Below are 24,023 nucleotides of genomic sequence, written 5' to 3'. Positions count from 1 at the left end.
CGCCGGGGGAAGACTCCGTACCGTGCGCGTTACCGCGGGCGTTACGGGCACCGTCGGCCGTGGCTGCGGACTACCTGGGCTGGGTCAGGTGGGTGAATGCGTCCAAGTTGCGCGTGGATTCGCCGCGCGCGACGCGCCACTCGTACTCCTTACGGATCGCCGTGGCGAACCCCAGCTCCAGAAGGGTGTTGAAGGACCCGTCGGCCGCTTCGAGGACGGAGCCGAGGAGCCGGTCGAGTTCGTCGGGGGTGACGGCGGCGAGCGGCAGCTTGCCGGCGACGTAGACGTCCCCCAGGGAGTCGATGGCGTAACCGACTCCGTAGAGGCGGAGGTTGCGCTCCAGGAGCCACCGGTGGACGCCTTCGTGGTTCTCGTCGGGGCGGCGGATCACGAAGGCGTTGAGGGACAGCGAGTGCTTGCCCACGCGCAGCGAGAGGGTCGTGGAGAGCTTGCGCGTGCCGGGCAGCTTCACCACGTACGCCCCGGGCTCGGGGGATTCCCACTCGAGCTCGGCCTCGTCCAGCGCCCGCTCGATCACCGCGGAAGGCTCCCCGCCAGCAACGTCACCCATGGTGCGAGCGTACGTGACGCCGGTGATCGTGCACGGCGGCGGTGTACACGTCGGCCGTGGCGGACGCGGCGGTCCCCCACCCGAAGGACTCGGCGTGCCGCGCGGCCGCCGCGCCCATGCGGTCCACAAGCTGTGGAGAGTCGGCGAACTCGCGCAGTACGCGCGCGTAGTGGGCGGGTTCGTGGCCCGCCACGAGGAACCCGGTGACGCCGTCGCGCACGGCGACGGGCAGCCCGCCCACCGAGGCGGCGAGCACCGGCGTCCCCGCGGCCTGCGCCTCGATGGCCACGAGCCCGAAGGACTCGCTGTAGGAGGGCATCACGAGCACGGACGCGGCCCGGAACCAGTCCGCGAGCTGCTCCTGCCCGACGGGCGGCTGGAACCGTACGACATCCGCGATGCCGAGCCGGGCGGCCAGCTTCTGCAGGCCCTCCGGCTTGGCGAGCCCGCTCCCGCTGGGCCCGCCGACGACGGGCACGACGATCCGCGAGCGCAGCTCGGGCCGCTCCCCCAGGAGGACGCCGACGGCGCGCAGCAGCACGTCGGGCGCCTTCAGGGGCTGGATGCGGCCCGCGAAGAGGGGGATCAGGGCGTCCTGCGGCAGACCGAGGCGGTGGCGGGCGGCGGCGCGACCGTCGGCGGGGCGGAAGCGGTCCAGGTTCACGCCGGGGTGGACGACGGCGACCTTGCCGGGGTCGGCTTCGTAGTGGCGTACGAGTTCGTCGGCCTCTTCGGAGGTGTTGGCGATGAGCCGGTCGGCGGCGCGCACGATCTGGGTCTCGCCGATGACGCGGGCGGTGGGCTCCGGAGTGTCGCCCGCGGCGAGCGCGGCGTTCTTGACCTTGGCCATGGTGTGCATGGCGTGCACCAGGGGGGTGCCCCAGCGCTCGGCGGCCAGCCAGCCGACGTGCCCGCTGAGCCAGTAGTGCGAGTGGACCAGGTCGTAGTGGCCGGGCCGGTGGCCTGCCCAGGCCTGCATCACGCCGTGCGTGAAGGCGCACAGCTGGGCGGGCAGCTCCTCCTTGGCGAGGCCTTCGTAGGGGCCCGCGTCGACGTGGCGCACGAGCACGCCGGGTGCCAGTTCGACGGTGGGCGGCAGGGCGCCGGTGGTGGCGCGGGTGAAGATCTCGACCTCGATGTTGATCGCGGCCAGGCGCTTGGCCAGCTCCACGATGTAGACGTTCATGCCGCCCGCGTCACCGGTGCCCGGCTGGTGCAGCGGCGAGGTGTGCACGCTCAGCATGGCCACCCGGCGGGGGCGGCGGGAGGAGCCGGGAAGGCGGATCCTGGCGTACGAGGGGGTTGGAGAGCGACGCCCGAGCCTGGTCACGTAGTGGCTCACGTGGCGGTCCTCCTTGGCCTTGACGGCGGGCTTTGCCGGGAACGGCGGGCACGACGAGGCGGAGGCCGGGTGCGGGCCTCCTGGAGGAGCAACACCGGAAGCCCCACCTCCATTTCCTCTTTGCCAAAGCATTACCTTGATGGCGCGGCAGGGCCCGGCCCCGCCCCTTGCTTACGCTTGCCCTCATGACCCCCCGCGCTCCCCGTCCACCCTCCCGACCTGTGGGAACCGTGACGCGCGGGACCACCAACCCCAACCGGCTGCGCCGCATGGACCGCTGGATCGCCGCCACCCACGGCGCCGCCCTGCGCCGCGCGGACGAGCCGATCGCGGTCGACCTCGGCTACGGAGCCGCCCCCTGGACCGCCGTCGAGCTGCTGCTGCGGCTGCGTACCGTCGCCCCACGCACGCGCGTGGTCGGCATCGAGATCGACCCGGAGCGGGTGGCGGCGGCCCGGCCCTACGCGCGCGAGGGCCTCACCTTCCGGCACGGCGGCTTCGAGGTGCCGCTGCCCGCCCGGCCGCTGCTCGTCCGCGCCGCCAATGTGCTGCGGCAGTACGACGAGGAGGCGGTCGCCGCCGTGTGGGAGCGGCTGTGCGCGCGGCTCGCCCCGGGCGGCCTCCTCGTCGAGGGCACGTGCGACGAGATCGGGCGCAGGCACGTGTGGGTCGCGCTCGGCCCCGAGGGCCCGCGCACGGTCACCTTCGCGGCCCGCCTCGCCTCCCTGGACCGCCCGTCCGACCTCGCCGAGCGACTGCCGAAGGCGCTGATCCACCGGAACGTGCCGGGCGAGCCGGTGCACGCGTTCCTGCGCGACTTCGACCGGGCGTGGGCCGCGGCCGCGCCGTACGCCGCGTACGGGGCGCGGCAGCGGTGGCTGCGGGCGGTGCGGGACCTGACGGCGGACTGGCCGGTGCTCGACCGGAGTTCGCGGTGGCGGCAGGGGGAAGTGACGGTGGCGTGGGGGGCGTTGGCGCCGGTGCGGGGCTGAACCCGGAGGCGCGCGACAGGCCGGGCGCGGGTGCCGTCCGGGGAGGGGCGGCCCCGCCGCCACCACCGCCTTCGCCCCGGCCCGGGTGCCGGAATTGTTCCGCGAATGCCTCGTGACCTGCGAGGAACGATCTTCGCGTGCGGTTCGTCACATGTGGCGGGTGGGAGTTCGGAGTTGCCGCGCGGCTCTGTCGCATTCAGCACCGGCGTGGCACCATCCCGGGAACACCGGGAAGTTACTGACGGTAAATCAGCTTTGGGGGTGGCGGGCGTGACCGGCAAGAGGCACTCGACGACAGCCGTGGCACTGGTCTGCGCGTGCGCGGCCGCGGTGCTCGCCGCGCCGGGCACGGCGTTCGCGAGCCCGGCCGAGCCCACTCCTTCGTCGAACAGCTCCCTGGAGAAGGTCCGCAAGGAGATCGAGCGGCTCTACCGCGAGGCGGGCACGGCCACGGACGCGTACAACGCCGCGGAGGAGAAGGCCGAGAAGCAGTCGCAGGAGATCGTGCGGCTCGCGAGATCCATCGACAAGGGCCAGCGGAAGCTGGACAGGCTGAAGGCCCGCGCGGGCGCCGCGGCCCGCGCGCAGTACCGCGGCGGCGGCGTCCCGGACGAGGCCCGGCTGCTGCTCAGCGACAACCCGAGCCGCTTCCTGGACGGCACCGGGCGGCTCCGCCAGGGCCAGCACGCGACGAAGGCCATGCTCACGGAAATGAGCCGCACCCAGGCGGACTTGAAGACGTACGCCAAGGACGCCTCCGCGCAGTGGAAGAAGCTGGAAGCGGGCCGCAAGGCCAAGGCGGAGGCGAAGAAGAAGATCAAGAAGAAGATCGCCACCGCCGAGAAGCTGGAGTCGCGCCTGGAGAAGAAGGAGCGCGACCGGCTGCGGAAGCTGGAGGAGGAGGCCGCGCTCAGGCAGCAGTCGGCCTGGGTGGACACGGGCATACTCAAGGACGCCAAGGGCGAGGCGACCTCCCCCGGCAAGAAGGCGATCGCGTTCGCCACGGCACAGATCGGCAAGCCCTACGTCTGGGGCGCGGAGGGCCCGAAGTCGTACGACTGCTCGGGGCTCACCTCCCAGGCCTGGGCGGCCGCGGGCAAGGGCATCCCGCGCACCTCGCAGGAGCAGTGGAAGCGGCTCCCGCGCGTCGACGTGAAGAACATGCGGCCCGGCGACCTGATCATCTACCACAAGGACGCGAGCCACGTCGGGCTGTACGTGGGCGACGGAGCGATCGTGCACGCCCCTCGTCCCGGGCGCAGCGTGACGCTCGCGGGGGCGGGGTCGATGGAGATACTCGGCGTCGTGCGGCCGGACAAGTGAGTCGGGCGGACCAGGTGAGACAGGTGGGACAGGCCGGGCGGGGCGGGTCCGGCGGCCGCGTGCTGTGACCCGGCGCACTCCGTGCCGACCGCCCGGCCCGGGCGCCCATCCCCTGTGACCGACCGCCCCGCCCGGCCCCCTTGTGACCCACCGCCCGGACCCGGGCCCTCGTGTGAGCGACCGCCCGGCGCCGGACTCCCCCTGTGACCGACGGCCCGGACTCGCACTCCCCCGTGACCGACGGCCCGGACTCGCGCTCCCCCCGTGACCGACCGCCCCGGCCCCGGGCTCCCCACCCCCTGTGACCCACCGCACGGCCCCGCGCCCCGCTCAACCCTCCGGGCGTGACGTTCGTCATCCCAGGCGGACCGGGTTCGTGCCCAAATGCGGTCCAGGATGCGGCATATGCCTTCGGCCACGTGCCGAACGGCATTCCACACACGCCCCTGTGGACGCTATGGTCCCCGTCTGGTGGGGCGTGCGACCGTCGCCCTGCCATGCCCTCGGGGGGAGGGAAGGATGTAGACGATGCCCGTACCCATACCGCGGCAGAGAGCGATCCCGGCCGCGGAAGGCGGTCAGGCTCACGCGGCGCCGACAACCGACGGCGCCGGCCCCACCGCCCCCAGGCCCGCGGGCACCGACCAGGTTCGCGACACCCCCGTACGCGACACATCCGTACGCGACGGCCTCGCGGACCACGACCCCAGAGGGAGCGACCCCATGGTCAGCGACCCCGTGGGCAACGGCAACGGGCTCACCCTGCTGGTGATCGAGGACGACCCGGCAGGCTCGCTGAGCGTGCCCGAGCTCCTGGACGCCGCGGGCAAACCGATCCGCATCCCCACCGCCCGCAACCTCACCGAGGCCGAGCGGCTGCTCACGGACGACGTGCACTGCATCCTGCTGGACCTGGCCCTGCCCGGCCGCGCCCCCGCGGGCGGCTCCGGCCACCTCAACGGCACCGGCGCCGAAGCCCCCCACGGCAAGGACGGCGACAGGACCTCCACCGACGCCGCCGCCTCGGACCACGCCCCCGACGAGCTGGCCGTCCTCAAGCACGTCCTGCGCCTCGCCCCGCACCACGCCGTCCTCGCGCTCACCGCGTCCGGCGACGCCGAGATCGGCGCGCAGGCCGTGGGCGTCGGCGCGCAGGACTACCTGCTGCGCGAGGAGCTGGACGGCCGCCTGCTCAGCCGCGCCATCCGGTACGCGGTGGAGCGCAAGCGCGCCGACGCCGCCCAGCGCCAGCTCACCGAGTCCCGGCTGCGCGCGCAGGAGAACGCCCGCCTGGAGCGCGGCCTGCTGCCGACGCCGCTCCTCGACGGCTCCCCGCTGCGCTTCGCCGCCCACTACCGCCCCGGCCGCTCCCGCGCGCTGCTCGGCGGCGACTTCTACGACACGGTGCGGATGCCCGACGGCTCGGTGCACGTGATGATCGGCGACGTCTGCGGCCACGGCCCCGACGAGGCGGCGCTCGGCGTGGAACTGCGCATCGCCTGGCGGGCGCTGACCTTCGCGGGCCTGTGCGGCGACGAGCTGCTCTCCACCCTCCAGCGGGTCCTGGAGCACGAGCGGGCCGACGAGGAGATCTTCGCGACGCTGTGCACGGTGGACATCGCGCCGGACGGCCGCCGGGCCGGGCTGTGCCTGGCCGGGCACCCGTCACCGCTGATAGCCCGCCCGGGCCGCCCCGCGGAGCTGCTCCCCTACGACAACGGGGGCCCCGCGCTCGGCCTGCTGCCGCGTGCCCGCTGGCCGCGCCGCCAGGTGGAGCTCGGCGGCAGCTGGAGCCTGATGCTGTACACCGACGGCCTGATCGAGGGCCGCATCGGCGAGGGCAACCAGCGGCTCGGTCAGGACGGCATGGTGGAGATGGTGCGCCGCCAGATGGCGGCGGGCCTGCGCGGCGACGCGCTCCTGGAGGCGGCCGTGAACGAGGTCAGGGACCTCAACGGGGGCGACCTGACGGACGACGTGGCCGTGCTGCTGCTCGACCGGGCCCGCTAGCAGCCCTCCCGGGCCGACCGCCCGGGCCCGGCCCCGCCCTCACCCACGGCGTCCTCACCCACGGCGCCCTCACCCACGGCCGTGGTCGACGGCCCTCAGCGACCGCCGTTGTACGGGCCGTACGGACCGTCGCTGCTGGAGCCGCGGCGGCCGCCGCCCCCGCCGGTGATCTGCCGCAGCGCGGGCCGCACGTCGACCATGTACACGATGGTCGCGATGAGGCCGATGATGGGCAGGAACGACAGGATGTTGAAGATCAGGTTCACCACGAAGGCGAGCCCGAGGATGATCAGCCAGAACGGCTTGGTCTTCTTGTCCGCCGCGCGATAGGCGTCCTCGCGTCGGATCGCCGCGTCGAGCAGCGCGAAGCCGCTGAACGCGATCAGGGCCAGCGACAGCAGCCACATGAGGTTCGAGAACCCCTGCATCAGCACAACGTCCACCACCAGTCTCGGCGAGTCCCTACGCGACGTACGCAGTCACCGTACCCGCTACCCGAACAACGGGCCGGACACTCCGAGAGTGCCCGGCCCGGTGCGGCGCCGACGAGCCGACGCCCCGTCAGCCGACGGCCGCGCTACTTGGCGGGCGGCGTGGTCTTCTTCGCCGTCGTCTTCTTGGCGGCGGGCTTGTCCGCGGCCGCGGTCTTCTTGGCCGCGGTGCTCTTGCGGGCGGAGCCCTCGGACCCGGCCCCGGCCTCGCTCGCGCCCTCGGCCTGCGCCGACTTGTCGGCCCGCGTGCTCTGCTCGGCGTCCGGCTCGACGGCGTCGGCCAGCTCCACCAGCTCGTCGGCGGCCTCGCCGCGCCAGGCGCGCACGGTCTGCTCGCCGTGCTCGGCGACCTGGTCGTACTTCTCGCGCGCCTGCACGGCGTACTCGAAGGCGACGCCGACACCGCGCAGCGCCAGGTCCTGGGCGCCCTCGCCGAGCTTCTTCAGGTCGGTGTCGAGGGTGCTGATGAGCCCGCCGACCCGGGCCTGGATGACGTCACGCGCCTCCTTGGCGCGGGCGGCCGCCTTGTCCTGGACCTCCTTGGGGTCGGTCCTGCGGACGGCGTCGATCCGCGCCGGGGCCTCGGCGGCGATCTGCTCGATGATGCCGGGCACCTTCTTGGCCTGCTGGTAGGCCAGTTCGGCGCTGCCGGCGACGAAGTAGAGGGGCTTGGGGTCGGTGATGGTCTTGCGCACGTCGTCGGAGATGGGCATGGCGAATGGTCCTCCCGGATTCGCTTCGGCTTGCGGGCCGCCCGCCCTAGGGCTGCTCGCCCTGGAACGGCTCGCCCGCGGATTGCTTGCGTGGGGGTGGCGCTTCGTCGTCACTGCCGTCGGCCCGGACGCCCGCGTCCCCCGCCGCGTCCTCGCCGGTGCCGTCCGTGTCCGCCGAGGTCACGAAGCCGTTCTCCTTGCGGAACGACTCGTAGATCTGCAGCAGCACCTGCTTCTGCCGCTCGTTGATGGACGGGTCGGCGAGGATGACGGCGCGCGTCTCCAGCTCGTCCCGCTCTTTCTCGTCGAGGATCCCGGCGCGGACGTACAGCGTCTCGGCGGAGATCCTGAGCGCCTTGGCGACCTGCTGCAGGACCTCGGCGCTCGGCTTGCGCAGCCCGCGCTCGATCTGGCTCAGATACGGATTGGACACCCCGGCGGCATCGGCGAGCTGCCTGAGCGACAGCTGCGCGGTGCGCCGCTGTTCGCGCAAGTACTCCCCGAGATTGCCGACGTTGAGCGATGCCATGCTCCGATACTGCACCCAGGTCGCTAACTATTGCAAGCAAGCTGCTTGCAATAGTGCGCCATGTCACTGTGGGCCTCGCACGGGCCGTGGGCCTCGCGTGGGCCTCCGCCGGAAGACCTCTGGAGAGGCGCTGGAGCGGAACGGCCACGCGCGCCTAGCGTGCTGCCGGAGCAAGTCGTCTGCGTGAGGACGTGCCGTTGTACACCGTGTGAGACCTCCCGAGAGCTGATCTGTCGCGCGTCGCGCCTGTGCGCCGCGCTCACGGTCCTCGAGCGCGTACGGTGCGCTCCGTACGGCCCGAACTGCTCGACCGGATGCACGCCAACGACCCCGGCCTCGCGGCCGAGCTGCTCCAGGACCCGGTGCTGCTGCGCCGCAACCGCGTCGCCCTCGACTGGAGCGGGGCCTGGCGCCCCGACACCGGCGGGTCGGATCACCGGACCGCGAGGTCGTCGACGTCGCGGTCCGGTTCGCCGCCCGCATGCCCGTGCGGCCCGTGCGGCTGATCGCCGAGGGGTGCGGTCTCGCGCGGGCCGAGGTCGAGAGACGGATCGTGGAGGGGAAGCTCCGCCCCTCGGCCCTCGGCCCTCGCCCCTCAGCCCTCGGGCCTCGGCCCTCAGTCGCCGGTCCTCAGTCCTCCGGCCCCTGGTCCTGCCACGTCCCGCCCCGCATGATGACCCTCCCCCGCAGCTCCGGCTCGCCCCGCCAGGCGCGCACCGTCCTCGGCACCACACGGACGTACAGGTAAGGCGCCTCCTCCGCGCGCGGGTCCCACCCGAACTTGGCGGTGAACGCCTCCGCCGCGGCTCCCGGCACCTCGCCGTCAGGGAAGCACTCCGCCTCGCCCTGGATGAGCACCACGTCGAACGTGTCCGGCAGCGCCAGGCGCACGCGTGGTTCCTCGCGGACGTTGCGCGCCGTCACGGACGTGGCGCCGGTGCACATCCACACGGCGCTCCCGTCCCAGAGGAACCACAACGGCACCTGGTGCGGGCCGCGTTCGGGGTGTGCCGTCGACACCCATACGTCGCGCTCGGCGGCGAGCCGCTCCAGCGTGTCCCGCCTGCGCTCCGCCGTCCCGCGCCGGACGATTCCTGTGCTCTGCATGGGAACCGACCCTAACCAGCGGTTTCGCGGCGCGCATGGGGCGCGGGGCCTACTCCCGGCGACCGATCAACACCTCGGCCTTCCCGTCGGCCGACGGCACCGGTCGGCGGCGCCCGCCGACGGCACCCACCGACGGCACCGCGGAACAAACCGGTCCGGCCGCGCGGTTGCCGAAGGGCCCGTCCTTCACAAGGAGAGTCAGAGGAGAGCCAGTTGAGCCGCCCCGAGCCCGCCTTCATCACCTTCGACCTGTACGGGACGCTGACCGACTTCGCCATCGGCGCCGCCGCCAGAAAGGCCGTCGAGGACATCGCCCCGCCCGAGGCCCTGGACGCGTTCGTGCACCGTTTCGGCTGCTATCAGCTCGACGAGGTGATGGGTGACTGGCGGCCGTACGACGAGGTGGTGGCGCGCGCCTTCGAGCGGGCCTGCGCGAGCACCGGGGTCGCGTACCGGCCGGACGACCCCGCCCGGGTCTTCGCGGCGATCCCGGAGTGGGGACCCCACCCCGACGTCCCCGAGCCGCTCGCACGGCTCGCCGCGCGCTTCCCGCTGGTCGTCCTCTCCAACGCGGCGGACAGCCACGTCGGCCGGAACGTCGCGAAGCTCGGCGCGCCCTTCCACGCCGTGTACACGGCGGAGGCGGCGCGCGCGTACAAGCCGCGGCTCGGCGCGTTCGAGTTCATGTACGAACAGTTGGGCTGCCGCCCTGAGGACACCCTGCACGTGTCCTCCAGCCCGCGCTACGACCTCCAGTCGGCGACGGACCTCGGCGTGCGCGACCGCGTGTACGTCAATCGCGGAACCGAGCCATCGGCGCCCTTCTACCACTCCCACGAGGTCACTTCCCTCGCCGGAGTCGCCGAACTGCTCGGCCTCTGAGGCTTCCGGGGGCGCTCGGGCTTCCGGGGCCACGCGGGCTTCCGGGGGCGCTCGGGCACCTGGAGCCGCAGAGGCCCGGGGTCTCCGGGCCGCGCACATCGATGTCCGATGTCCGCCAGCGCACGCCCACCCCACCCGGCAGGCTGCGCGCATGGCGAACTCACAAACCCCGGGCGCAGCACGCACCCCGGGCGCAGCACGGATCCCGGACACAGCACGCACCCCGGGCGCAGCACGGACCCCGCACACAGCACGCACCCCGGGCGCAGCACGGACCCCGCACACGGTGCGCACCTCGGACACAGTGCGCACCCCGGACACCCTGGCCGTCCTCACCGGCATGTACGCCGCCGAGGCCGAGTACCTGGCCGCCGGCGGCCCCGGCGAGGCCTCCTTCGACCTGCTCGCGCCCTGCTTCTCGCCGGACGTCGTCCTGCGCCAGGCCGACTGGCTGCCCTACGGCGGCGTCTGGCGCGGGCACGCCGGGATGGAGCGGTTCTTCGTCGCGATGAGCCGGGTGTGGGCGGCCTTCGACATGGTGGAGCAGGAGTTCCTGGCCACGGGCGCGACCGCCGTCGTACGCACCCGGGTGCACGCGGTCGCCCGTGCCACCGGACGTGAACTCACCTTCCCCGTCCTGCAGACGATCAAGGTCGCGGACGGCCTGATCACCGAGGTCGACCCCTTCTACTGGGACACGGGAGCCGTCGCCGAGGCCTGCGCGGTGCCGGGGGACTGAGCTGCGGGACCGAGCCGCCGCACGGCTGCGGCGTCAGCGGCCCGCGTACGCCCGTGGGCGGGTCCACAGCGTCAGGTCGCTGCTGGTGGCGACGGCCAGCGTGCGGCCCGACGGGGAGAATCCGGCGGCGCGGAACTCCGAGTACCGGGCGTGCAGGACGTGCCACCACGTCTGGCCGGCCGGGCCGCGGTGGAGGCTGTCGCCCGCGGCGAGGACGACGCGGTGGCAGGGCCAGTCGGGGCTGACGACGCGCACGGTCCAGCCGTCGGACGACGTGCTGTGCAGGCCGCCGCCGAAGAGGCCCGCGATGTGGACCGGGGTGCCCGCGACCGGGCCGAGACCGGGGCAGGTGAGGTCCGGGGAGTCGTCGGGCGTGCTGGTCTCGGGGTCGGGGTCGCGGTCCCGAGCGATCTTCTCGCCGGTGACCGTGTCGAACAGGCCGTGCCCGTCGCCCGACACGACCATCACGAGGTCCCGCCCGGTGCCGGGGCACACGGCGAAGCCGATGCCGAGCAGCCCGCCGACGGGGATCGTGCCGCAGGGCGCGAGGCGCCAGGGCTCGGGGGCGGGCACGACCGGGGCGTCGAGGTAACGCTCCCGCAGCTTGCGCTGGTACTCCGACGTCAACTCTGCCCCCCTGGCCCTCATGCCGTCCCGCCGCCGCTCCTGCGGGGGCTCGGTGGCTTGGGCGGATGATAAAGGGAAAGGCCCGGGTCGTGCTCGTGCGTGTGGGCGGCTTCCCGGTCGGGAAGCCGCCCACGCGAGGTGCGCGGTGGTGCGGTGCCCCTTGGGGCACCGTCACCCTCAGCGCTTGGCGTCCTTGTTGAAGGAGGCCTTGGCCCACAGGTAGCCCAGGATCGACAGGCCCGCGAGCCAGGCCAGGGCGATCCAGGCGTCGTTGCCGATCTCGGTGCCCAGCATCAGACCGCGCAGGGTCTCGTTCATCGGCGTGAAGGGCTGGTACTCCGCGAACCAGCGGATCCCCGCCGGCATCGAGTCCGGCGTCACCACCGCCGAACCCAGGAAGGGCAGGAACGTCAGCGGCATCGGCGCGTTCGACGCCGTCTCCACACTGTCCGAACCCAGACCGATCGCCGCCGAGATCCACGCCAGCGCGAAGGCCAGGAAGACCAGCAGACCGATCGCGGCCACCCACTCCACCACGTTCGCGTTCGGACGGAAACCCACCACCAGCGCCACACCGATGACCAGGACCAGACTGATCAGCGTCTGCACCACATTGCCCACCACATGCCCCACCAGAACCGACGCCCGCGAGATCGCCATGGTCCGGAACCGGTTGATGATGCCCTCGGTCATGTCCGAGCACACCGCCACCGCCGTCGACACCGCACCAGAGGTGATCGCCATCAGCAGGATGCCGGGCGTGACGTAATTGGTGTAGTCACCGCGGTCCCCGCCGCCACCGACCCCGGGGATGTCGATCCCCCCGCCCAGCGCGCCGCCGAAGACGTACACGAACAGCAGCAGCATCAGGATCGGCATCGCGACGACCGAGACCGTCATCGACGGGTAGCGCTGCGCGTGCTTGAGGTTGCGGCGCAGCATCGTCATCGAGTCACGCACGGCGTACGAGTTGGTGCTCATCGCTGAGCCTCCTTCACAGCGGTCGCGCTGTTCGCGTCAGAGGTGGACTTGCGGCCCTGACCGGTCAGGGCCAGGAACACGTCGTCGAGGTCGGGGGTGTGCACCGTCAGTGCCTCGGCGTGGATGCCGGCGCCTTCGAGTACGTCGAGCACCGCGCGCAGGGCGGGGATGCTGCCGTCGCTGGGGATCTGCAGGCTCAGCGACTCGTCGTCACGGGTGACGGTGGAGAGCGCGAGTCGGTGGGCGGCGGCGTTCATGTGCTGCATGTCGTTGAACCGGAGCTTGATGTGGCCGCCGGGGATGCGGCGCTTCAGCTCGTCCGCGGTGCCCTCGGCCACGATCTTGCCGCCGTCCAGGACCGCGATGCGGTCGGCGAGCTGATCGGCCTCTTCGAGGTACTGGGTGGTGAGGAAGATGGTGGTGCCGCCCGCGACCAGGTCGCGGATCATGTCCCACATCGTGCGACGGCTGCGCGGGTCCAGACCCGTCGTCGGCTCGTCGAGGAAGATGACGCTGGGGCGGCCGACCAGGGTCATCGCCAGGTCCAGCTTGCGGCGCATACCACCGGAGAAGGCGGACGCGGGCTTCTTCGCGACATCGGTCAGGTCGAAGCGCTCCAGGAGTTCGGCGGCGCGGCGTCGGCCCTCGGCCTTGTCGAGGTGCAGCAGGTCCGCGATGAGGAAGAGGTTCTCCTCGGCGGTGAGCAGGCCGTCGACGGCGGCGAACTGGCCGGTGACGCCGATGGACCTGCGGACGCCGTCCGGTTCCTGCGCCAGGTTGTTCCCCGCCACTTGGGCGTCCCCGCCGTCGGCGGAGATGAGGGTGGAGAGGATCTGGACGGTGGTGGTCTTGCCCGCGCCGTTCGGGCCCAGCAGGGCGAAGATCGTGCCCTCAGAGACCTGCAGGTCGATCCCGTCGAGTACGACCTTCTCGCCGTACGACTTGCGCAGCCCCTGGGCGGTGATCCCCTTCGGCGGGGCGGTCAAACCGGTGGTGGCAGTCATCGTGCCGCCTCCTTCTTCTTTCCGTAGTTGATGCGAGGCCGGTCTCCGCGTGGCACGAGCCCTTGCGTGTACGGGTGCGGTCAGGCGCGGCGGATCACGATGTCGCCGAGGCCGGTGCGGGCGCGCACCTGGACGGTCTCCGCGTCCGGGCCGGGGCCGTCGGTCGAACCGATCGAGTTGTGGACCGTGCCCGCCTGGGAGTTCACCTCGAGCCAGGCGGCGCTGGACTCACGGATGCCGACTTCGAGGTCGCCGTCGGCGGTCTGGAGGGTGATCTGGCCGCGGGCGACCTCACCGAGCTTGATGGTGCCGTTGTCCGACTTGGCGTCGACTCCGGCGTGGGCGACGCCGACGGAGATGCGGCCGTTGGAGGAGTTGACGCGCAGCTCGCCGGTGACCTCGCCGAGGGTGGTGTCGCCCTTGCGGTTGCGGATGTTGGCGGCGCCCGCGACGGTGCCGAGGTCGATGCGGCCCGCGGCGTCGATCTCCACGTCGCCGGTGGCGCGGTCCACGCGGACGTCGCCGTGGTCGGACCGGAGGAAGGCGGCGCCGACCTCCGCGACGTGGATGTCACCGGCGGCGGACTCGAACCGGCAGTCGCCGAGGCGGCCTTCGGTGGTGAAGACGCCGGCGGGCGAGAGGCCCTGGACGTCCGACCCGGCCGGCAGCTCCACGCTGACCTCGATCGAGCCGCCCTTGCCGAACAGCGAGCGCTTCTTGGGGCCCTTGACGGCCAGGCGGCCGTTGTTGCACGTGACCTGGACCTGCTCCGCGGCCTTCACGTCGACGTCCTCGCGGCCGTCGCTCGGGAGCACCGAGACGACGGTGTCCAGGCGCTTTCCGGCGGAGATGCGGGCGGTGCCGATCTCGAACTCGATGAGGGCGGAGAGGGGCTCGGGGGTGTCGAAAGTAGGCATGGCCGTCCTGTCTGAGCTGAGGTGTGCGGACCCGCTGGTCGCAGCGGGCGGATGGGGGGGTCCTGCGTCGCTCCGGCGGGCCGGCGTTCTCAGCCCCCTGGAGCCGTGCTGTTCATGACGCCAGCATGGCATCACTATGGCGCCAACGCAACCCCGCTTGGCACCCAGGTGGTGCCACGAGGGGTGAGGTGCGGCGCACAGCGCGTCAGGGAGCCCGCCCATACCCCCCGTGAGCTGGGGTTTCCTCTCGGGCATTCGATCGGCGAGAAGTGGCCCTCGCCGCGCCAGAAGGGCGTCAGGGCGTGGCGCGGGCGGGAATCAGGAGGGTGTACGGGGACGGGTTGGCGCCGTCGCGGTGCCACAGCGGCGCCGAGTGGGGCACCAGGGGGCGGGAGGGGCGGGTCGGGCGGGTGGGGAGGCAGGCCTGGCGGGCGGGCAGGGGGTGCGGCCGGGTGAGCGCGGCCGGGACGAGCGCGAGGGCGGCGGCGACGGCCGCGAGGGTGCCGCGGTGCTTCAGCTCGCGCGGGAGGCGCAGGCGGTGGAGGTCGTACGTGGCGACGGCACCCTTTCGCCGGGTGGGCGCCCTCGCGACCGCCCTCGATCCCTTCGGTTCCACCGACGAATGCACGTCGGAAAGACGAGCTCGACCGAAGGGTGCGATGCGCCGCAGGGTTGTCCCATGACCGACACCGGCTCCACCACCGAGTCCCGCACCACGTCCCCCCACACCGCCGCCCCCGGCGCCCCCGGCGCCCCGCCCGCCTGGTACGCCCGCCCCGCCGCACGCGAGTGGTCCTGCGCCCCCGCACCCGCCGACGTCGGCGCCTTCCACGCCACGCTCCCCGAGTACGCCCCCACTCCCCTCACCGAACTCCCCTCTCTCGCCGCCGAGTTGGGCGTCGGTCGGGTCTTCGTGAAGGACGAGTCGGCGCGGCTCGGCCTGCCCGCGTTCAAGGCGCTCGGCGCGTCCTGGGCCGTGCACCGCGTCCTCGCGGAGCGCGCGTCGGACGCCCCCGTGGAACTGGTCACGGCGACCGACGGCAACCACGGGCGTGCGGTGGCCCGGATCGCGCGTCAACTGGGTCAACGGGCCCATGTGTTCGTGTCGCAGGGGGTGCACCCCGGGGCGGCGGCCGCGATCGAGGGCGAGGGGGCGCGGGTGACGCGGGTCGCCGGGGACTACGACCGGGCGGTGCGGGAGGCCGCGGCGGCGGCACGGGCACAGGGCTCGGTCCTGGTGCAGGACATGGCGTGGGAGGGGTACGAGGAGGTGCCCGCGCGGATCGTGGAGGGGTACTCCACGCTCTTCGCCGAGGTGGACGGGCAGTTGGCCGACGCGGGCGCCGACGGCCTCGACCTGATGGCCGTGCCGGTGGGGGTGGGTTCGCTGGCGCAGGCGGCCGTCACGCACTACCGGAGCCGGGGCGCGCGCGGCCCGGCGCTGCTCGCCGTGGAGCCGACGGAGGCCGCACCCGCGCTCGCGAGCCTGGTGCGGGGCGAATCGGTGCCCGTGGTGGCCGGGGAGACGGTGATGGCCGGGCTGAACTGCGGCACGCTGTCCGGCCTCGCCTGGCCGGTGCTGCGGGCGGGCCTGGACGCGGCGGTGGCGGTACCCGACGCCGAAGCGCTCGCGGCGGTGGGGGACTTGAGGGCGCTCGGGGTGTCGTCGGGGCCGTGCGGGGCGGCGGCCCTCGCGGGGGCGCGGGCGGCGCTGACCGGGGCGGGGGCACGGGGGCGCCGGGCGGAGCTGGGCCTCGGGGCCGGGGCGACGGTGGTGCTCCTGAGCACGGAGGGGACGGCGGCGAATCCGCACGGGGCGGCGTGAGCGGGGTGGTCCCGGGCCTCATGGGGCGGCGTGAGCGGGGTGGTCCCGCACCTCACGGGACGGCGTGAGGGATGGTGGTCCCGCACCTCACGGGACGGCGTGAGCCGCACCAGCCCTCCGCACGACGGCGCGACGACGGCGTACCGAGCGCCACCCCACACCCACACCCACACCCACACCCCCGCACTACCCCTCCAACAACCGCCCCGCCAACAGCTCCAGCCGCGCGTGCCAAGCCGCCAGTGCCGCCCTCGCGTCCGCGGCCCCCGTGTGCGTGAGGACGAGCCGCGCCCCGTACCCCGTGCCCGCCCCGAGCTTCCACCTGACCGAGCCGCCCGCCGGGCTCGCGTACGCGCAGAGGACGGGGGCCCGCACCTCCGTGACCGGGCCCGGGGGCACCCCCTCGGCGGCGAGGCCGACGGGTGCGAGCAGGCCCTCCGACACACCCACGCCCTGGGTGAGTTCGGCCCAGACGGCCTCCGCGTCCCGTACCAGCTGCCGCTCGAAACGCACGGTCCTGGTGCCGGTGATCTCCCCGCCGCCCAGGTCGAACTGCTCCAGATAGGCCTCGTGCAACTCCCCCTTGTCCACCGTCTCCACGGCGGGGTCGGGCGCGTCGCCGTCCAGATGGGCGCCCAGCGCCGTGAGGCACAGGTGCCAGCCCGCGCCGAAGCTCGGCGCGCCGAACCGGTCGCCGAAGGTGTGGACGAGGGTGAGCAGCGCACCGCCGGTCTCCGGGTCCGGGGCGATCTCCCAGCGCAGGTGGTCCTCGCCCCAGGTGAAGGCGAACAGCCGGGGCTCGTCGAGGTCGGTCACCACCCCGGTCATGCCGGACTCGGCCGCCGCACCGGCATCACCGGCCTCCCCACCCTCACCAGCCCCATGGGCCTCCGCGGGAAACACGAACTCCACCGCACCCCCCTGCACCAGCTCGACCCGTACCTCCGACGGAAACCAGTGCGCCAGCCGCTCGGGCCGGGTGAGCGCGTCCCAGACCTCCGCGGGCGGGCGGCCCAGGCGGCGCTCCATCCGCAGGGCGTACCGCCCGTCGTCGTCGGCCGCGGTGAGGGTGTCGGAGTGGGGGTTGCGGGGGCTCATGCCGAGTGGTCCTCCATCGCGTCAACATAACCGGCGGGGCCCCCGGCCGCAGGGCGGAGCGCGCACCGGCCCACCGGGGCAACACCTAGGCCGCGGCCCAGGGCACCTCCCGCCCGCACACCACGTCCAGGCGGGAGACCGCCCTGGTCAGCACCACGTACAGCCGGTGCGCCCCGCGTTCCTCCGCCGCCACGATGTCGGCCGGTTCGACGGCCACCACATGGTCGTACTCCAGGCCCTTGGCGAGCGAGGCGGGCACGACCGTGACGCGGGCGCCCAGTTCGTCGGGGCCCGCGGGCTCGACGCCCGCCGCCGTCAGCGCGGCCCGCACCCCCGCGACGGCGCTGTCGGCGGCGATGACCCCGATCGAGCCCTCGTGGGCCAGTGCGCGGCGCACCGCGTCGACGGTGGCGGCGGCCACGTCGCGGTCACCGTCGACACGGTGCACGGCGAGTTCGCCGTCCCCGCGCAGGGAGCGGGCGGGCGGCACGTCGACGCCGAGGCCGTCGAGCAGCCGGTTGGCGAGGGTGACGATCGCCTGCGGGACGCGGAAACCGGTGGTCAGCGGGGTCACGGGGGTGTCCGGCTCGCCCAGGTGGGCGAGGAGCGTGGGCCAGTCGCGGGCCGCCCACGGCGTGGTGCCCTGAGCGAGGTCGCCGAGGACGGTGAGCGAGCCGAAGTCGGCGCGGCGCGCGATGGCGCGGCACTCCATGGGCGAGAGGTCCTGTGCCTCGTCGACGACGATGTGGCCGTAGCCCGCGGGCCGCTCGACGAGGCCCGCGAGCTCGTCGAGCAGCACGAGGTCGGCGTCCGACCACTTCGCGGACCGGTACGAGCGCGGCGCCCGGTCCCAGCCGATCGCCTGCTGCTCCGCCTCGTCGAGGACACCGTCCGCGGCGGCCGCCAACACGCGCGCGTCCGAAAGGAGTTCGGCGAGCACCTCCTCCGGCCGCGCCCTCGGCCACACCGCGTCGACGAAGGCGGAGACGGGCCTGGCACGGGAGACCTTCTGCAGCCAGGCGTCGCCGACGGGGCCCGCGCGCCGTTCGGCCTGTTCCTGGATGTGGCGCACGACGCGGGTGCGCACGCGCTCGCGGCCGGTCTCGTACGGCGGTTCCTCCGCGCGTACGTCCGCGACGATCCGGTCCAGGTCACCGGCGGGCACCCGCCAGCGGTACGAGCCGTCCGGCACCGCGAGCGGCTCGGCGCCGCCCGGCCGCACCCGGGCGTACAGCGCGCGCCGCAGCACCTCGGCCATCCGGGCGTCGTGCTTCACGACGGCGGCCTCGGGCCCGTCCGCGGCCCGCACCGGCTGCCGGGCGATCTCGTCCCTGACGGTGGACTGGCGCACCCCGGTCTCGCCGAGGGAGGGCAGGACCTCCGCGATGTACCGCAGGAAGGTGCGGTTGGGGCCGAGGATGAGCAGGCCGGAGCGGCGGATCCGCTGCGGGTGGGTGTAGAGGAGGTAGGCGGCGCGGTGCAGGCCGACGGCCGTCTTGCCGGTGCCGGGGGCGCCCTGGACGCAGACGGTCTCGGTGAGCGCGGCCCGGACCAGGTCGTCCTGCTCGGGTTGGATGGTGGCGGCGATGTCGCGCATGGGGCCGACGCGGGGGCGCTCGATCTCGCCGGTCAGGATGCGGCTGCGGGGGGCGGTGGCGGCCGCCTCCCCCTCGGCCGCGGGGTGCCCGCCGTCGACCGCCGCGAGGTGCCCGCCGGCCGCCGCCAGACGCTCGTCCCCGGGCCCCGCCAGGTACTCGTCCTCGAGCCCCGTCAGGTCGGCCGAGTCGCCCGCGCTGCCCGGCGCCCAGCCGAAGCGGCGGCGTACGGCCACGCCCTGCGGGTCGCGCACGCCCGCCTGGTAGAAGGCGCGCGAGACGGGAGCGCGCCAGTCGACGACCAGGGGCGGGGCCGCGGGGTCCTCGGTGATGCGCAGGCGGCCGACGTGGTACCGCTGGCCGCGGTGGTCGCCCGCCGCGTCGGCGTCGGCGGCGAAGTCGAGGGCGCCGAAGAACAGCGGGGCGTCGGGGAGTTCGCGCATCTCCTTGGCCCGGCTGCGCAGCTGGTAGCCGAGCACTTCGGCGTCCGCCCCGGACGCGGCGACGTGCTCGCCGGTGACGACGTGCTCCTGGGCGCCGTCGACCATCGCGGCGAGGGCGGCGCGGCAGCGGTCGTGGTACTGCCGCTCCCGCGCGAGCGCGGCGTCGGGGGTGGGGGCGGTGGCGGGGGCGGGGGTGTCGGAGGAGGTGCCGGGTGCCGTCATGCCGACGAGCGTACAAGAAAACGTTACCGAGTAACATTTATTACTCAGACTCACCGTGCGGTAGGCTGCCCGCATGACGGACGACGAGACGAAGCCCTCGGGCCTGCGCCAGCTCAAGAAGCGGCGGACGTACGAGGCCGTCTCCGACGCCGCCATCGCGCTGTTCCTGGAGCGCGGCTTCGAGAAGGTGTCGGTCGCGGAGGTGGCCGCGGCGGCGGAGATCTCCAAGCCGACGCTGTTCCGGTACTTCCCCGCCAAGGAGGACCTGGTCCTGCACCGGTTCGCCGACCACGAGGACGAGGCGGCGCGGGTCGTCACCGGGCGCCCCCGGGGCCACTCCCCGCTGGCCGCGCTGCACGCCCACTTCCTGGCGGGCCTGGCCCGGCGCGACCCGGTGACCGGCCTCAACGACGAGCCCGAGGTCCTGGCCTTCCACCGACTCCTGTACGGCACGCCGTCGTTGGTGGCACGCCTCCACGGCTACCAGGAGCGGGCCGAGCGGGCGCTCGCGGAGGCGCTGGGCGGCGTGGCGGCAGAGCCCGCGACCGAGGCCGTCACCCCCTTGCCCGCACGCCTCGCCGCCGCCCAGATCCTGGCGGCGCAGCGGGTCCTCGCCCTGGAGAACTGGCGCCGCGTGGCCGCGGGCGAGCCGGCGGCGGAGGTGCGCGCGGACGCCGTGCGGGCGGCGGACCAGGCCTTCGCCCAACTGAGCTCGGGGCTCGCGCAGTACGCGTAGCCCCCCCCCTGCGGGCCGCACGCCGCACACACAGCCCCCGGGCCTCACACCGTACGCGCAGCCACCACCCCGGGCCTCACGCCGTACACGTACCCCCGCCCCCCGACCGCACGAGCACCTCCACCCCGTCGAGCAGGCAGCCCAGGCCGAACTCGAACTCCACGTCCGGGGATTCGTCCGGCGCGCCGAGGGCGCCGGAGGCGAGGAGGTGCCGCAGTGCCGGGTAGCGGCCGGGGTCGGGGGCGGTGAGGGCGTCGACGGTGCGCTCGTAGCGGCGCATGACCTCGTCGGGGGTGAGGCCGCGGGCGGTCATGGCGGCGTCCAGATCGGCCATGAGGGTGGCCTCGTTGCGTACATAGCCGCCGATCAGCATGATCACGGAGATCTTGCGGCCCTCGTCCAGGCCGGTACCGGCCAGGGCGGCGAGGCCGCGCTCCATCCACTGGAGCGAGTGGGGCGAGGCGGGCGGCGAGGAGACCGGGATCCGCAGGAGCCACAGGTTCCGGTGGAACACCTCGCGCTGGGCGCGCGCCCACCACTCGAGCCCGGCGCGCCAGCCCGTGACGTCGGCGGGCATCGGGGGCGGGGGGCCCACGGCGGCATCCTCCATCAGGACGTACAGCTCGTCCTTGGCGGAGACGTACCGGTACAGGGACATCGTCGAGACGCCCAGCTCCTTGGCGACGCGCCCCATGGAGACGGCGCCGACGCCCTCGGCGGCCGCGACGCCGATGCCGGCGCGGACGATGCGGTCGAGGCTGAGGCCGGGCCGGGGGCCCTTGGAGGGGCGTTCCCGCAGGCCCCAGGCGGTTTCCAGGCTGGCGGGCAGACCGGTCTCCGCGTCGGCCGACGGCTCCGCCCCCGCCCGCGCGGACGTCCCGGCCTCCGCCCCCGGCCCCGACCCTCCGGGCAGGCCCGCGCCACCGCCGCCGTCCGCCGCCATCTCCCCGGCCTCCTCACCCGCTCCGCGCCTTCGCTTGACGGCCATCGTAGTTCTGCGTAACCCTTACACAGTAATGCGTATGCCTTACGCAGTACCTGTCTTCCGTACCCCAGGGAGGGGCGATGCCAGCAGCCGCCGAAGGCGCCGGCGACACCAGCGCCGCGCACGTCACGACCACCACCACGAACGCCAGGACCACCACCACGAACGCCAGGACCACCACCACGAACATCACGACCACCGCCGCGATCGAGGCCACCGGCCTCACGAAGTCCTACAAGTCCTCCGGAGGAAGCGGCACCAACCCCCCGCTCCCCGTCCTGCGCGGCATCGACCTGCACGTCCCGCCCGGCACCGTCTTCGCCCTCCTCGGCCCCAACGGCGCGGGCAAGACGACCGCCGTCCGGATCCTCGCGACGCTCACGGAGCCGGACGCGGGCACGGCGCGGGTCGCCGGGTACGACATCCGCGCGCGGCGCCGCGACGTGCGCCGCGCGATCAGCCTGACCGGGCAGTTCGCGGCGGTCGACGAGGCCCAGACCGGGGCGGAGAACCTGCGCATGATGGCGCGCCTCGCGGGCCTTCGCCGGGCCGCCGCCCGGGCGCGGGCGGACGAACTCCTCGCCCGCTTCGGCCTGTCCGACGCGGGCGGCCGCCTGGTCCGGACGTACTCGGGCGGCATGCGGCGGCGCGTGGACCTGGCCGCCGGTCTGGTCGGCGAGCCCCGGGTGATCTTCCTGGACGAGCCGACGACGGGCCTGGACCCGCGCAGCCGCAGGGAGCTGTGGGACGTCGTGGGCGGCCTGGCCGCGCGGGGCACCACGGTCTTCCTCACCACGCAGTACCTGGAGGAGGCGGACCACCTGGCCGACCGGGTCGCCGTCCTGCACGGCGGGGCGATCGTGGCGGAGGGCACCACGGCGGAGCTCAAGTCCCGGGTGGTGGGCCACCACCTCGACCTCACCCTGGCCACGTCCGACGCCTACCTCCGCGTTCACGCCCAGGCCCCGCACGCCACCCGCCGCGACCCGCGCGCCCGCACCCTGGCCCTGCCGACCGACGGCACCGCACGGCACGTCCGCGCGCTCCTCGACGAACTCGACCCGACGGGGACGGACGTGGCGCACTTCGCGCTGCGCACGGCGAGCCTGGACGAGGTGTTCCTGACGCTGACGGCGCCCACGCCCCCCGCCGCGCCCCCGAAGGAGCCCACCCGTGCCTGAGCCCTCACCTGGCCCGAACCCGGACCCGGACCTCAGCCCGAACCCCGATCCCAACCTCAGCCCCAATCCCAACCCCAACCCCACCAACTGGCTGTCGAGCTCCCTCACCATGACCGGCCGTTCCCTGCGCCTGAGCCGCAGGAACGTGGACGCCCTGATCACGGCCCTCGCACTCCCCGTGCTCCTGCTCCTGATCTTCGTGTACTTCTTCGGCGGGGCGATCGACACCGGAACCAGCAGCCGCTACGTCACCTATGTGGTCCCCGGCGTCCTGCTCCTGTGCGCCGGATTCGGCTCGGCCGGTACGGCGGTGGCCGTCACGGAGGACCTCAAGGGCGGCATCATCGACCGCTTCCGCTCCCTGGACGTGAGCGGCACGGCGATCCTGACGGGCCACGTCCTGGCCTCCGTGGCCCGCAACCTCCTGGCGACCGCGCTGGTCCTGGCCCTGGCCTTCGCGATCGGCTTCCGCCCGGCGGCGACCCCGGCGGGCTGGCCGGCCGCGATCGGCCTCCTGGTGGCCTTCGTCCTCGCGCTGTCCTGGCTGTCGGCGGCGGTGGGCCTGCTCGCCAGGTCCGCGGAGGCCGCGAACGGCTACACCTTCTTCGTGAGCTTCCTGCCCTACCCGAGCAGCGCCTTCGTCCCCACCGACTCGATGCCGGCCTGGCTCGCCGCGTTCTCCGACCATCAGCCGGTCACCGCGGTCATCGACTCCCTCCGCGCCCTCCTCCTCGGCCAACCGGCGGGCGCCACACCGTGGCTGGCCCTCGCGTGGTGCCTGGGGATCCTGGCGGGGTCGATGGGGTTGGCGGGGGTGCTGTTCAGGAGGCGGGTGGGGTGAGGGGGCGGGCGACACGCCACAGGGTCTCGAACAGCTCCCGACGGCCCCCGATCTTCGCGCGCGCCGCCGCGCCCGCGTCGATGTGCCAGTGGGTGAGCAGGGAGTCGTACCCCATGAGGTCGAGCACCTGCCGCCCCGGGTGGTCCCGGGACGGCTCCTCCTTGACGGCGTCGTAGATGCCGTCGAAGAGGTGCTCGCCGTCGACGAGGCAGAACTTCACGGACGGAGTGATGTGCAGCACCCGGAACTCCACCGCGAGTTCGCCCCTGCGGTCGTGGCGCAGCCGCCGGGCCAGGACCTCCATGCCCCGCTCGTACCCCCGCACCTGCCGCAGCAGCTCCGCCCGGAAGTCGGGGTCGTCCACCGCCTTGCCGTCGGCGTCGAGCATGCCCGGTATCGCCATCTCCCGCGTGAAGTCCGGCACCAGGATCCGCACCGCGACCTCCGGCCTGACCGCACCCTGCAGCCCGTCCAACGACCGCGCCAGCTCGTTGACGACGGTCTCCCCCGTGTACCCGATGGCATCGATCCGCGGCGCCGCCCGCCCCAGCGCCGCCTCGAAGAACCCCCGCAGCTCACTCGCGGCGACCTCCTGCCGCGGCGCGGCGGGCCGCCGCGCGTCGTTGAGGCCGCGCACCTCGCTGTAGAGGACGAACCCGACGAGGCCGAGGATGGCGTTGCCGACATAGGCCTTGCCCTCCAGGGCGTCGCCGAGGGGGGTGATGAACTGGGCGAGGAGACCCACGACGAACACCGCGAGGAAGAGCGCCTTGGTGACGGCGGACTCCGCCCGCGCCCACCTCTGCGAGTCGGACCCCCACGACGTTCGACCGCTCATCACGTCCCCCCGGCCACCTCGTAGTTGACAC

The 24,023-nt window shown here is 73.7% G+C and carries 24 protein-coding genes and 1 pseudogene; 10 read left to right on the top strand and 15 right to left on the bottom strand.

Going from position 1 to position 24,023, the window contains the following annotated elements:
- Window positions 1-70: 70 nt before the first annotated feature.
- Window positions 71-571 carry a YbjN domain-containing protein gene (locus tag QUY26_RS21545; protein WP_289949128.1) on the bottom strand — a complete coding sequence of 167 codons (501 nt, stop codon included), beginning with the start codon at window positions 569-571 and terminating at the stop codon, window positions 71-73.
- Window positions 564-1,913 carry a D-inositol-3-phosphate glycosyltransferase gene (gene mshA / locus QUY26_RS21540; RefSeq protein ID WP_289949127.1) on the bottom strand — a complete coding sequence of 450 codons (1,350 nt, stop codon included), beginning with the start codon at window positions 1,911-1,913 and terminating at the stop codon, window positions 564-566. Before mshA ends, QUY26_RS21545 begins: the two co-directional genes overlap by 8 nt.
- A gap of 185 nt (window positions 1,914-2,098) precedes the next feature.
- Here mshA and QUY26_RS21535 point away from each other — a divergent pair, with 185 nt between their 5' ends.
- From QUY26_RS21535 to QUY26_RS21525, 3 genes are all read left to right on the top strand, one after another.
- Window positions 2,099-2,905: a class I SAM-dependent methyltransferase gene (locus tag QUY26_RS21535; RefSeq protein ID WP_289949125.1), complete on the top strand. Its 807-nt coding sequence runs from the start codon at window positions 2,099-2,101 to the stop codon at window positions 2,903-2,905.
- A gap of 261 nt (window positions 2,906-3,166) precedes the next feature.
- Window positions 3,167-4,228 (top strand): C40 family peptidase, encoded by a 1,062-nt coding sequence (locus QUY26_RS21530; protein ID WP_289949123.1) that lies wholly within the window; start codon window positions 3,167-3,169, stop codon window positions 4,226-4,228.
- Window positions 4,229-4,756: 528 nt separating this feature from the next.
- Window positions 4,757-6,238 carry a PP2C family protein-serine/threonine phosphatase gene (locus QUY26_RS21525; protein WP_289949121.1) on the top strand — a complete coding sequence of 494 codons (1,482 nt, stop codon included), beginning with the start codon at window positions 4,757-4,759 and terminating at the stop codon, window positions 6,236-6,238.
- A gap of 95 nt (window positions 6,239-6,333) precedes the next feature.
- Here QUY26_RS21525 and QUY26_RS21520 read toward each other — a convergent pair whose 3' ends face one another.
- The 3 genes from QUY26_RS21520 to QUY26_RS21510 all read right to left on the bottom strand — a co-directional run bounded on the left by QUY26_RS21520 (window position 6,334) and on the right by QUY26_RS21510 (window position 7,971).
- Window positions 6,334-6,666: a DUF2516 family protein gene (locus QUY26_RS21520; protein ID WP_164328415.1), complete on the bottom strand. Its 333-nt coding sequence runs from the start codon at window positions 6,664-6,666 to the stop codon at window positions 6,334-6,336.
- A gap of 149 nt (window positions 6,667-6,815) precedes the next feature.
- A complete protein-coding gene (locus tag QUY26_RS21515) occupies window positions 6,816-7,442 on the bottom strand; it encodes a hypothetical protein (RefSeq protein ID WP_289949114.1) in 627 nt (208 codons plus the stop codon).
- 46 nt (window positions 7,443-7,488) lie between these two features.
- Entirely contained in the window at window positions 7,489-7,971 is a 483-nt protein-coding gene (locus tag QUY26_RS21510; RefSeq protein ID WP_289949112.1) for a helix-turn-helix domain-containing protein, read from the bottom strand.
- Between the two features lie 252 nt (window positions 7,972-8,223).
- Between QUY26_RS21510 and QUY26_RS21505 the strand changes: the two are divergent.
- Window positions 8,224-8,539: pseudogene (locus tag QUY26_RS21505) on the top strand (DUF1062 domain-containing protein); the annotation flags it as partial.
- A gap of 62 nt (window positions 8,540-8,601) precedes the next feature.
- On the opposite strand, the gene QUY26_RS21500 reads toward QUY26_RS21505, so the two are convergent.
- The gene (locus QUY26_RS21500; RefSeq protein ID WP_289949110.1) at window positions 8,602-9,078 is read right to left on the bottom strand and encodes a pyridoxamine 5'-phosphate oxidase family protein; all 477 of its coding nucleotides are present in this window, start codon (window positions 9,076-9,078) and stop codon (window positions 8,602-8,604) included.
- Between the two features lie 213 nt (window positions 9,079-9,291).
- On the opposite strand from QUY26_RS21500, the gene QUY26_RS21495 reads away from it, so the two are divergent.
- Both QUY26_RS21495 and QUY26_RS21490 read left to right on the top strand, forming a co-directional pair.
- Entirely contained in the window at window positions 9,292-9,960 is a 669-nt protein-coding gene (locus QUY26_RS21495; RefSeq protein ID WP_289949107.1) for a haloacid dehalogenase type II, read from the top strand.
- A 340-nt stretch (window positions 9,961-10,300) separates the two neighbouring features.
- A complete protein-coding gene (locus tag QUY26_RS21490) occupies window positions 10,301-10,699 on the top strand; it encodes a nuclear transport factor 2 family protein (RefSeq protein WP_289955895.1) in 399 nt (132 codons plus the stop codon).
- A gap of 33 nt (window positions 10,700-10,732) precedes the next feature.
- Here QUY26_RS21490 and QUY26_RS21485 read toward each other — a convergent pair whose 3' ends face one another.
- From QUY26_RS21485 to QUY26_RS21465, 5 genes are all read right to left on the bottom strand, one after another.
- A complete protein-coding gene (locus tag QUY26_RS21485; protein ID WP_289949105.1) occupies window positions 10,733-11,326 on the bottom strand; it encodes a hypothetical protein in 594 nt (197 codons plus the stop codon).
- 177 nt (window positions 11,327-11,503) lie between these two features.
- Window positions 11,504-12,307 carry an ABC transporter permease gene (locus tag QUY26_RS21480; protein ID WP_289943958.1) on the bottom strand — a complete coding sequence of 268 codons (804 nt, stop codon included), beginning with the start codon at window positions 12,305-12,307 and terminating at the stop codon, window positions 11,504-11,506.
- Window positions 12,304-13,311: an ATP-binding cassette domain-containing protein gene (locus QUY26_RS21475; protein WP_289949101.1), complete on the bottom strand. Its 1,008-nt coding sequence runs from the start codon at window positions 13,309-13,311 to the stop codon at window positions 12,304-12,306. Before QUY26_RS21475 ends, QUY26_RS21480 begins: the two co-directional genes overlap by 4 nt.
- 80 nt (window positions 13,312-13,391) lie before the next feature.
- Window positions 13,392-14,228: a DUF4097 family beta strand repeat-containing protein gene (locus tag QUY26_RS21470; RefSeq protein ID WP_289949100.1), complete on the bottom strand. Its 837-nt coding sequence runs from the start codon at window positions 14,226-14,228 to the stop codon at window positions 13,392-13,394.
- A gap of 295 nt (window positions 14,229-14,523) precedes the next feature.
- Complete coding sequence (locus tag QUY26_RS21465; protein WP_289949098.1) at window positions 14,524-14,844, bottom strand: hypothetical protein; 321 nt, start codon at window positions 14,842-14,844, stop codon at window positions 14,524-14,526.
- A 63-nt stretch (window positions 14,845-14,907) separates the two neighbouring features.
- On the opposite strand from QUY26_RS21465, the gene QUY26_RS21460 reads away from it, so the two are divergent.
- The gene (locus QUY26_RS21460; RefSeq protein ID WP_289949096.1) at window positions 14,908-16,053 is read left to right on the top strand and encodes a pyridoxal-phosphate dependent enzyme; all 1,146 of its coding nucleotides are present in this window, start codon (window positions 14,908-14,910) and stop codon (window positions 16,051-16,053) included.
- A gap of 186 nt (window positions 16,054-16,239) precedes the next feature.
- Here QUY26_RS21460 and QUY26_RS21455 read toward each other — a convergent pair whose 3' ends face one another.
- Together QUY26_RS21455 and QUY26_RS21450 are read right to left on the bottom strand one after the other, a co-directional pair.
- Window positions 16,240-17,151 carry an SRPBCC family protein gene (locus QUY26_RS21455; RefSeq protein WP_289949094.1) on the bottom strand — a complete coding sequence of 304 codons (912 nt, stop codon included), beginning with the start codon at window positions 17,149-17,151 and terminating at the stop codon, window positions 16,240-16,242.
- A gap of 85 nt (window positions 17,152-17,236) precedes the next feature.
- Complete coding sequence (locus QUY26_RS21450) at window positions 17,237-19,411, bottom strand: HelD family protein (protein WP_289949088.1); 2,175 nt, start codon at window positions 19,409-19,411, stop codon at window positions 17,237-17,239.
- A gap of 73 nt (window positions 19,412-19,484) precedes the next feature.
- Between QUY26_RS21450 and QUY26_RS21445 the strand changes: the two genes are divergently transcribed.
- Entirely contained in the window at window positions 19,485-20,147 is a 663-nt protein-coding gene (locus tag QUY26_RS21445; RefSeq protein ID WP_289949087.1) for a TetR/AcrR family transcriptional regulator, read from the top strand.
- 76 nt (window positions 20,148-20,223) lie between these two features.
- On the opposite strand, the gene QUY26_RS21440 is transcribed toward QUY26_RS21445, so the two are convergent.
- Entirely contained in the window at window positions 20,224-21,135 is a 912-nt protein-coding gene (locus QUY26_RS21440) for a TetR/AcrR family transcriptional regulator (RefSeq protein ID WP_289949086.1), read from the bottom strand.
- Between the two features lie 77 nt (window positions 21,136-21,212).
- Between QUY26_RS21440 and QUY26_RS21435 the strand changes: the two genes are divergently transcribed.
- Both QUY26_RS21435 and QUY26_RS21430 read left to right on the top strand, forming a co-directional pair.
- Complete coding sequence (locus QUY26_RS21435; protein ID WP_289949085.1) at window positions 21,213-22,313, top strand: ABC transporter ATP-binding protein; 1,101 nt, start codon at window positions 21,213-21,215, stop codon at window positions 22,311-22,313.
- A 109-nt stretch (window positions 22,314-22,422) separates the two neighbouring features.
- Complete coding sequence (locus tag QUY26_RS21430; protein WP_289955893.1) at window positions 22,423-23,154, top strand: ABC transporter permease; 732 nt, start codon at window positions 22,423-22,425, stop codon at window positions 23,152-23,154.
- Here QUY26_RS21430 and QUY26_RS21425 read toward each other — a convergent pair.
- A complete protein-coding gene (locus tag QUY26_RS21425; RefSeq protein WP_289949084.1) occupies window positions 23,135-23,992 on the bottom strand; it encodes a hypothetical protein in 858 nt (285 codons plus the stop codon). The two genes, QUY26_RS21430 and QUY26_RS21425, sit on opposite strands and share 20 nt — an antisense overlap.
- Window positions 23,993-24,023 lie beyond the last annotated feature (31 nt).

The sequence above is a fragment of the Streptomyces flavofungini genome (assembly GCF_030388665.1).
Classification (GTDB): Bacteria; Actinomycetota; Actinomycetes; order Streptomycetales; family Streptomycetaceae; genus Streptomyces; species Streptomyces flavofungini_A.
Note: the sequence above shows the minus strand (reverse complement) of the source record. Positions and strands in the feature narration are given on the sequence as shown.